This window comes from Priestia veravalensis, from assembly GCF_001457055.1.
GTDB lineage: Bacteria > Bacillota > Bacilli > Bacillales > Bacillaceae_H > Priestia > Priestia flexa.
On the sequence record NZ_KQ758725.1, the window covers coordinates 1 to 8,699 of the forward strand.

The following is an 8,699-nucleotide window of genomic DNA, read 5'->3' on the forward strand; positions in this document are numbered from 1 at the left end:
ACCGTCGGTCGCCAAATCTTCAACGTTCTTCGCTTTCTGCCCTTTTTCTTTTGTATGTAGCCCATCATAGTGTTCCATTCGGATATGAGTAGTTGCTTTTCCTGTAAGAACCGGATGCTTTGCGATACATTCACGTTCATCGTAAATCTCTAAATGATGATCGAGTGTTTCTTTAATCTTAACCATTTGTCCAGCGTAACGGTAAGGAACTGAATACCTTTTTCCGCGGTACGACACCACACAGTCCCGACTGACTTCTCTGGTTTCCCAATGTGAAGTGGGAAACAGAGGCTTCACTCCCCATATCTGCAGGAACTTCTGTTCCTGCTCAAATCGTTGAAATGGTGACTCATTAGTAGTCTGATTGGTTTTCTTGTTAGCTATCTGATCCAACCATGTACGTACGGCTTCATTTAATGCATGTAAAGTTGGTTCGTGTTTTCGCTGAAAGAAGTTATCTTTCAAATACTTAATGGTTCTTTCTACTTTCCCCTTTGTTTGCGGACGTTTAGGACGACAGGCTTTTGGCACAATCCCATAGTAGGCTAAGAAATCCTCAAACTTGCGATTAAAACGAATCTCTACAGGACTATGCTTGATTACAACGGTTTTCATATTATCATAGAGAATTTGTTCTGGTACCCCATTAAAGTAAGAAAAAGCATTCATATGACACTTCATGAGGGTTTCGAGATTCATGTTGGTTGTAAACTCTACGTACTTCATTCGGGAATAACCTAATATCATCACAAATGCATAAATGTCTTGCAGATTGCCACTCACTAAGTATTTTCCCACGTACGCCCAATCCATTTGGGCTTGTTTCCCTGGTGGTGTTTCAAACCGTAAGGTTGCCTGTTTCTTTGGCTGTTGACGAAGAGGACGAACAAAGTCTCTTAAAATTGTCATCTTCCCCTCGTAACCCATCGTTTGAATTTCCTCTAACAGTACGACACAGTTGGTTGTTCCTTCTTTGACTCGTTGAAGGATGTAGGACTTATAGGGTTCGAGCTTACTCTCTTTCTGCTGCTCGCTTGCCTTACGTTCCGGCAACTGATTGCTTTTTAGATATTTGCTGATCGTTTTACGATCGAAGCCTGTTGCTTCTGCAATGGCTGTTTTCGTCCACCCTTTCTGAAATAACTCTCTAATCATAAAAAACTCCCCAATCTTCAGCACCGTTTCTTCACTCCATCTTTGATGTTTGTTTCGAAACGATTATCTGTTATTTTTGGGGAATTTAAAACCGTTGTTATTGGGTATTTTACAATCGTTGATTACACAAAATAGAAGAGAATTTTTACATATTTCGCTTCAAAACAGATGAATTTGCTTATGTTTTATCTTCAAACTACCTTGGAGAGAATAGCAATATAAATCAGGAAAAATTTATTTCTATTGCTAAGGGAATTAAAAACAAAGAGTTCAGTTATAAAGTCTCTTATATTAAATAAAATGACTCAATGATGTGTATAAAAAAGAACCTTTTAAAAAGGTTCTTTTTTGTTTAAATATGACCCATAATATATTTATTTTAGTTAACATAAAACGGATTATAAGAAGTAAAAAGACCACCTTATATACAAAAGATGGTCTTTTTTTATTATTCGTATTTTTTTAGCAACTCTAAGAAGTTCAAGCAATAATAAGTTTGAAATCTTTTTTATAAATTTATTGTTCTCTTTGTCTTATTAGCTAATTCTAGATCGTGTGTTACAAAAATAATAGTTTTACCTTGATTATTTAGTTCCTCAAGAATATTAAAAATCATGTTTCTATTATTAATATCTAAATTTCCTGTAGGTTCATCAGCTAATATATAATCACATTTCTTTAAAATAACTCTTGCTAAAGCAATTCTTTGTTGTTCTCCACCACTTAATTCATATACCTTCCTTTTTTCGAATCCAGAAAGGCCCACTGTATCTAACGCTTTTCTTATTTCCTCATTTTTATTAATATTTTTTCTATAAGCAAGGGCTATTAATAAATTTTTTTCTACAGTTTCGTTTTCTATTAACGCATAATTCTGGAATAAGTATCCTATCTTATATCTTTGTAAAAGCATCTTTTCTTTCCTAGTGATATTATCATTACCGTCAATAATTACTTTTCCATTATCTACATCTTCTAATAACCCAATAATATTTAAGAGTGTTGTTTTACCTTTACCACTTTCACCAACTATAGAGATAAATTCTCCTCTCTTAACACTTAAACTAAAATCACTGATAATCTGTTTATTCTTAAAACTTTTAGAGATTTTAACTAATTCTAGCAATTTATCTTTCTCCTTTAATAATTGAGTTAAGAGATTTTTTAAATAATATCTTTTCAACAAATATCATTAAAATACATTCTAAGACTATTACAATGAACATAAAGGCTAAAAATATTGGTTCATTAAATAATAGAGATAAAATAATGGTTGGAATCAAATTAATTAAGAATAGAATAGAAATTATTCTCCAATTGCTTCTTATTGAACTAAATCCAAATAACTTCTTAATATACAATTTCATTCTATTTTTCCTATAATAACTAGCAATAATATTAAAAGTAACAATAAGATTAGATAGAATTAAAACTAATATTATAACCTGATTCATCTTCTTTTCCATCTTTAAGTCTTGAATTTCTTGGCCGTGTGAATCATAAATAGATACTACCCGTTGAATAGAAGACTGAACGTTATTTTTTTCTATAAGAGGAAGTAAAGTATTATATGGATCTCCACTATCAGAATAGAAATAAAAATAGCTTGAAAGGTAAGAAAGGTAATACGAATTATCAAAATTACCCACATCAACAATTGCTATAGGATCATTAATAAAATAACCTGTTTCTTCACCATACTCTGGATTAAATGTGAAATATTTTTGATGGTCTTTAACATAAATAATATTTATATTTAATTCATCTATTTTTGTTTTATTTAAATTCTTTTTTAATTCTTTATTATAAATATTAGCAACTGAAACTTTTTGAAAATAGAAGTATTCTTTATATTGTTTAACTATTTCTTTCTCAAATGGTTTTAAATTATTAGGAACTAGTATGTTAAGTATAGTATCATCGTTTTTAATCTGTTCTTTTATCGTTCCCTTACTTGCTTCAATCGGATTATATTTTAAATAATTTTTATTAATAGTAACTCTTTTTCCGTTCGGAGAAATGGAGGTATTACCATTATTTGTATTAAGTTTATATACAGGTTCACTACCTACATATGTGTAATTCGATGCATCCATTAAAAAACCATTATGCTTATCCTCTAAATCTATGTAATAACCTTTTAATTTCTTATTTGTTCTATATTCATTTTTAAGATTTCCTTGACCAGTATACGCTACCTTAGTTGCATATAAATTTTGGGTTTTTTGCCATGCTGATAAGTTTGTCATTTTACTTTCTAACTCATTCATATTATGTATAAGTTGGTGTATAGAAAATAATAAGAAAGAAAGGAATATCAGTTTTAACAGATAGTTAGCAAAAGTTAAGAGGGTGAAATTCCTTTTACCTTTTATAGAATTTGTGATACTTATTTTATTAACCGTAAAGTAAAGACATATAACTAGAAACAATAGATAAAATAAAAATACAATAGACGAATATAGTAAATAAAGAAAACTCAGTTCTCCTAAATAGTCTGTTCTATAATTCAAGCAATAATACAGAACACACACAAGATAACTGGAAATGATAGATATTAGTAGTGGCTTAGAAATATCTTTAAGTATATAGAATATTATTTTACTAAGGTTATAGCCATGTATTTTCAATATAGATATGACTCTTAATACGTTCACTAAATAGTAAGAAAAAGCAATTAAAATACAAACAGCAATGATTATAATACTCAGTAATAAAGTAGTATTGTTACTAAAACTAAACTGGTTTGCATTATCTATAATTTCTGCTTGAGCTACATTTTGATTTATACCTGAAATAATTTGTTCAACTTTAGACCTATCACTAGTACCTAAATAATAAATACCTTCCTCACCAAAGTTATCTGAAACTGTAAGATTTCTAATTGTAATAGTGAAATTAGGATTTGCTTGTTTTATAATTCCTATCTGATTTTTACTATGAGTGTCTATCATAGATATAAACTGCTTTGTTGCTAACTTAGGATATTTCCCTTCTCTCAAAGAAACTTTCCCATTTAAAGTAGGGTCAGTAGTATAAACACTTAAATTATTCTCATTTTGAAAAACATACCTAGAAATACTAATATCTTTTTCTTTTGATATCTTATTTAAATAATCAATAAGTCCATTTTTAGAATACTTTCCATCGGGCATTTTAATTAATATACTAGATGAATTGCTATATAATAATTCAAAGGTTTTATATTCATTAAAAAGGTTAAATGTAAAAACAGAAAATAGTAATAATTGTAAAAAAACGAGAAATGCAATAATTTTCTTCACTAGTATATACAGACCTTCCTAAAAAGAATAGGGATATTAAATATCCCTATTCTTTGTGTTTATTATTTATTATCATAGTAAGCTTTATTTGTACCTTTAGATGTCCACTTTTTCTTAGCTGTACTATATGTACCTGCGGATTTCCATCCTCCATCACCAACATCGCCTTCTCCATTTACCACACTAGCTCTTCCCTGTTTTTTATAATGCTTATATGAAGAATAAACATTATCATCCTTCTTACCACGAATCCAATACCCACCATCCATCTTCCCTGAAGTTACTCCTAAAGTAGAGAAAGATCCAGATGGTTTAGGATCAGCTACAAAGCTAGATGTCAGACTGTCTTCTTGCTGTACAATCTCGTAATTACCATTAGAATCTTGTGCTGCAAAAGCTCCAGTTGTCAAAGGGATAGATAAAACTCCTACTGATAAAATTCCTACAATTCCTTTTTTAATACTTTTCATTATAATTCATCCTCCTTTTTTTTACAAATATTATAATAACCTATATTATTTGTAAAATATATGATTATTTTCCTTTTTTTATAATTTTAAGGTGAAATAGTCACTACTAAGCAGTGATTTATTCCATCTTCAGCTTTTTTATAACGTATATTATAAAAAGAAAAAATGAATATTATATACAACCTTAGTTAACATAATGTGTGTTACCGGTAGCAAAAAAGAGCTTGAATCAATTGATCCAAGCTCTTTACCAGTTATACCAAATAAAAATTCCGACTATTATTAAAGGCACACAGGCCATTAAAACTCCATAAAGCGAGAACTCGAATTTCTCTGGGTTCCCCATATAAGACCTCATACCTGCTCTATCTAGGCTAGGTTTTTCAATTTCTGATTCTTTTTTCTCTTTATCAGACATACTAATCCACTCCTTCATCAGGCAATAACATTACTATTAATTACTATTTTATCAGAAAATGGATTAAATTAACGTTATATATTATATTCATTTCCAGTTACCATAATCCATATTCTAGGAACAACAAATAAGCGTAGTTGGGATAAATAATCAACTACGCTTATTTGCTTAAATCTTCTAACTGCGACATTAAGTTATTCGTCTCTACAATTTTATACTGGTTAAGTTTTTTATCAGAAAAGTGGTATGTGTCTAAATAATGGTTATCATAAATAGTTAATCCGTAAGATTCTTTATCATTTTTAAACAACCTTACCCAATATGACTCTCTAGATCCTTTACCAGAAGCGCCACTTTTAGATTTTTTCACTTCCACATTATATAGTGCATTGACGAAACGATTAACTTCTCTCTTATTTTTTAGGATATAGACTTTATCATCATGCTTTATTTCAACTTTAGTAATACTTTTTTTATCAATATTTACAATGTCGTCAAAGTTGTAGGTTTTAGAAGTATAAGCATAATAAAATATAAAAGCAAAGAAGACAAGAAACAATAGAATAAACAATATCTTTTTCAACAAATCCCTCCTTATAACCTATAAATAAATTGTAACATATTTATATTTTTGGAAATAAAAAGTCTTCTCCGCACACATATATAAGAGTCCATTTATCGTGTATACTCTAGTTCTTTGACTAAATTAATAAAGTCCATTGAATGCTGTTGATTTTTCTTTATCATCTTTAATCTTTTAGGATCTAAAAGGATTTTTTTAATCTTGTTATTCTTCCAAATAACAGTATTATAAGATGGGACTTTATATAAATCTCTAAACCACTCTTCAGATGTTAATTCTTCTATCGCTAATTTTAGTTTTGAATAAGAAGTTGGCCTCATTAAAATACCGTAAGACAGTAAATCTTTAAACTCCTCCATCTGATCACCTTCCCATATTCACATTTTATTAGATATCAGCACATAAATGACTATGCATACTATATACAAAACAAGTTTACATAATACCTCTTTCCGGAACACATGAAAAAAACGAGCCCTTGATACACAAGGGTTCGTTTGCTTTTTAAATTTATGGTTTATGCAGCTTTTTATACATCGTTGATATGACGATGATCTTCAGGTGTGTGGTTGAAGAAAGAATGTATAAAAAGCGCTTCTTTTATACATATGCAAAAACAAGAAATATATATATTTATTGGTAAAATATGATATAATTTAGTCGTTGTAGCATTCATTCTTCAACGAGCATAAAAAGCAACCTCGCTTGCCAATTGTCGAGGTTGCTTTTTATTTTGTTCTTGTACATAAGGAACTTTACTGATGCTACAGATGAAATTGAGTTTACTGTTTGGAAGTATTATGAATATGAGTAAGTATGATGAAATAGATTTTGAAGAGATTGTGCTTGAAATGCAGAAGCAAGTTGAACCTAACTTAACGATAATACGTAAAACGGAAATAAAAATCCCTTAGAAACAAATATTCTAGGGATTTTAATTGTCGTTGTTGTTGTCACAAAACCTTATTTCCTACATCAACGCTAAAAAACAGTTGTTTTTCTCCAATGAAGGAATGGGAAAGGCTCTACATAAAGCTCGTCGTATTCGGATTTATAGCTATGTAATGCGGCATCCAGCAATCTGAATTCTCAGTACCAATGTCATGACCATTTAAACAGACTCTGTTCATACCGTCTAAACCATCTAAACCGCAGCATCCGTTTAAACGATCTCCATCTGGATGATGCTTAGAATTGATTAGGTCCTTCATATTTATAATAATTGTACCTTTTTTATCAACTTCATCATCTTCATCAACGATTAAGAAATAACCTTGGGGAATATAATCTTCCTCCATTTCCTCTTTGAGTAAGCTCGTGTCATTTAGTTCTGTTAATACGTTAGAAATGTCCATTTCGCAACTTTTACAAACTAACTTCAATATAGTAAAACCCCTTTAACTAGTTTATATTCAAACACAACACTTATAAATATGATGTTTTTTCAATAATTTGTCTAGTTAAGTGGTTTGCTATTTAGAAATTCATACTCCTTTGTTTCCTATTATGAAACTCCCAATTAGTTTACTTTACCTTGTACTACCTACACCTCAAATAACAATGATTATCGGTTCTTTAACCGTAAGAAAATATTCATAGACCTGTGACATTATCCTAAAATTGAAAAAGACCTTCAAAAAAATATAAAATTCCGGACTTATATGTTCTAATACCTTTAAAAGCTCCTTTGTATATACTGTTGTGAATAAAACGTTATTATGGTATAAATCTACTATAATATAACAAAGTAGGTAATTTATATGTCAAAATGTAAAAGGTTTTTGGTTTTATTTATTGTATTAATTCCTATCGCTTTTTTCTTTTTTGTACTCAAAGACGATGGAGAAATCAAAAGAGATAATATAGAAATAGGATATAAAACAAATGATGAATCTCAACGAATTATTGATCCACAAAATAAAGTGGATCGAAACAAGGAGATAATTGTCTCTACACATTTTAAAGACAATTCGGAAAAGGAAAAACAAAATAAAAAATTTGTACTAAAGTTGGCTAATATCAGGGATAAGAGCAATGTTTTGATGGAAGAAACTATTCCTAATGACGAGGCCACTTCGGGTTACGAATTTAAAATTAGTCCAGGGAAACTCTCTGCAGGAAAATACCAATTTTCTTTGTATAGAGATAATAATTTGAGCATAAGAAAAGTCTTTACATTCAAATGATAAAAAAGAACAGTTCGTAAACGTATACTTTTACGAACGATTTATTTATATAGGAAATCTATGAATTTTATCGTTCGTTTAAGTTTAAAAAACAATTACGAACGTCCACTTAATTACATATACTTATACGAACTGTTTTGCTCCACTAAAAAATAAATGTTTCCTTTATTTTTTCACTTCAGTAGCACTCTAAAGAAAATTTATCTCCAATAAAATATAAAATTTTTTCTGTCACAAGCTCGTCACCTATTTAAGCATGGCCATTATAAAAGTGGGTGTTTAATAATATCTACTGAATAAAAAGGTTCTGGTGCAAAAACTTCAAAATATCTGCAGGTAATCTCCCAAACTTGGACAAACTGATACTAGTATTCTAAAAGAAGGACGTGATCAGTATGGAAAAGAAAAATCTATTCAAATGGAAACAGTATCAACCTGATATTATTTTATTAACCGTAAGATGGTACCTACGGTACAATCTCAGTTTTCGTGATGTAGTCGAAATGATGGAAGAACGCGGACTATCGATTGCTCATACAACGATCATGCGCTGGGTTCACCAGTATGGTCCTGAATTAGATGAGCGAGTACGACGTCATCTTA

General features: G+C 30.0%; 10 protein-coding genes and 1 pseudogene. 3 read left to right on the forward strand and 8 right to left on the reverse strand.

Annotated elements, in window-relative coordinates:
* From istA to AS180_RS20290, 7 genes are all read right to left on the reverse strand, one after another.
* Positions 1-1,179 (reverse strand): IS21 family transposase (gene istA / locus AS180_RS20265; protein ID WP_226373009.1); only part of this gene is annotated, 1,179 nt, incomplete at its 3' end.
* 484 nt (positions 1,180-1,663) lie between these two features.
* Positions 1,664-2,281 carry a putative bacteriocin export ABC transporter gene (locus AS180_RS20270; RefSeq protein ID WP_025907755.1) on the reverse strand — a complete coding sequence of 206 codons (618 nt, stop codon included), beginning with the start codon at positions 2,279-2,281 and terminating at the stop codon, positions 1,664-1,666.
* Between the two features lies 1 nt (position 2,282).
* Complete coding sequence (locus tag AS180_RS20275) at positions 2,283-4,439, reverse strand: DUF1430 domain-containing protein (RefSeq protein WP_025907754.1); 2,157 nt, start codon at positions 4,437-4,439, stop codon at positions 2,283-2,285.
* A 62-nt stretch (positions 4,440-4,501) separates the two neighbouring features.
* On the reverse strand, positions 4,502-4,909 hold the full coding sequence (locus AS180_RS20280) for a lactococcin 972 family bacteriocin (protein ID WP_226373010.1): 408 nt from the start codon (positions 4,907-4,909) through the stop codon (positions 4,502-4,504).
* 247 nt (positions 4,910-5,156) lie between these two features.
* The gene (locus AS180_RS22950; RefSeq protein WP_156322663.1) at positions 5,157-5,327 is read right to left on the reverse strand and encodes a hypothetical protein; all 171 of its coding nucleotides are present in this window, start codon (positions 5,325-5,327) and stop codon (positions 5,157-5,159) included.
* 160 nt (positions 5,328-5,487) lie between these two features.
* The gene (locus AS180_RS20285) at positions 5,488-5,910 is read right to left on the reverse strand and encodes a hypothetical protein (protein ID WP_062687420.1); all 423 of its coding nucleotides are present in this window, start codon (positions 5,908-5,910) and stop codon (positions 5,488-5,490) included.
* Between the two features lie 92 nt (positions 5,911-6,002).
* Positions 6,003-6,269, reverse strand: coding sequence for a hypothetical protein (locus AS180_RS20290; RefSeq protein ID WP_062687421.1), 267 nt, complete (start codon positions 6,267-6,269; stop codon positions 6,003-6,005).
* A gap of 411 nt (positions 6,270-6,680) precedes the next feature.
* On the opposite strand from AS180_RS20290, the gene AS180_RS22955 reads away from it, so the two are divergent.
* Positions 6,681-6,824: a hypothetical protein gene (locus AS180_RS22955; protein ID WP_156413521.1), complete on the forward strand. Its 144-nt coding sequence runs from the start codon at positions 6,681-6,683 to the stop codon at positions 6,822-6,824.
* 111 nt (positions 6,825-6,935) lie between these two features.
* Here the strand turns inward: AS180_RS22955 and AS180_RS20295 are convergent, their stop codons facing one another.
* A complete protein-coding gene (locus AS180_RS20295) occupies positions 6,936-7,292 on the reverse strand; it encodes a hypothetical protein (RefSeq protein ID WP_025908213.1) in 357 nt (118 codons plus the stop codon).
* A gap of 378 nt (positions 7,293-7,670) precedes the next feature.
* Between AS180_RS20295 and AS180_RS20300 the strand changes: the two genes are divergently transcribed.
* Both AS180_RS20300 and AS180_RS20305 read left to right on the forward strand, forming a co-directional pair.
* Positions 7,671-8,096 (forward strand): hypothetical protein, encoded by a 426-nt coding sequence (locus AS180_RS20300; protein ID WP_025908212.1) that lies wholly within the window; start codon positions 7,671-7,673, stop codon positions 8,094-8,096.
* Between the two features lie 395 nt (positions 8,097-8,491).
* Positions 8,492-8,699, forward strand: a pseudogene (locus AS180_RS20305) (IS6 family transposase); the annotation flags it as partial.

Excerpts from the sequence above, each read along its gene's own strand:
- AS180_RS20280 (WP_226373010.1), bottom strand. The coding sequence starts at position 4,909 with ATGAAAAGTATTAAAAAAGGAATTGTAGGAATTTTATCAGTAGGAGTT.
- AS180_RS22950 (WP_156322663.1), bottom strand. The coding sequence starts at position 5,327 with ATGTCTGATAAAGAGAAAAAAGAATCAGAAATTGAAAAACCTAGCCTA.
- AS180_RS20290 (WP_062687421.1), bottom strand. The coding sequence starts at position 6,269 with ATGGAGGAGTTTAAAGATTTACTGTCTTACGGTATTTTAATGAGGCCA.
- AS180_RS22955 (WP_156413521.1), top strand. The coding sequence starts at position 6,681 with ATGAAATTGAGTTTACTGTTTGGAAGTATTATGAATATGAGTAAGTAT.
- AS180_RS20300 (WP_025908212.1), top strand. The coding sequence starts at position 7,671 with ATGTCAAAATGTAAAAGGTTTTTGGTTTTATTTATTGTATTAATTCCT.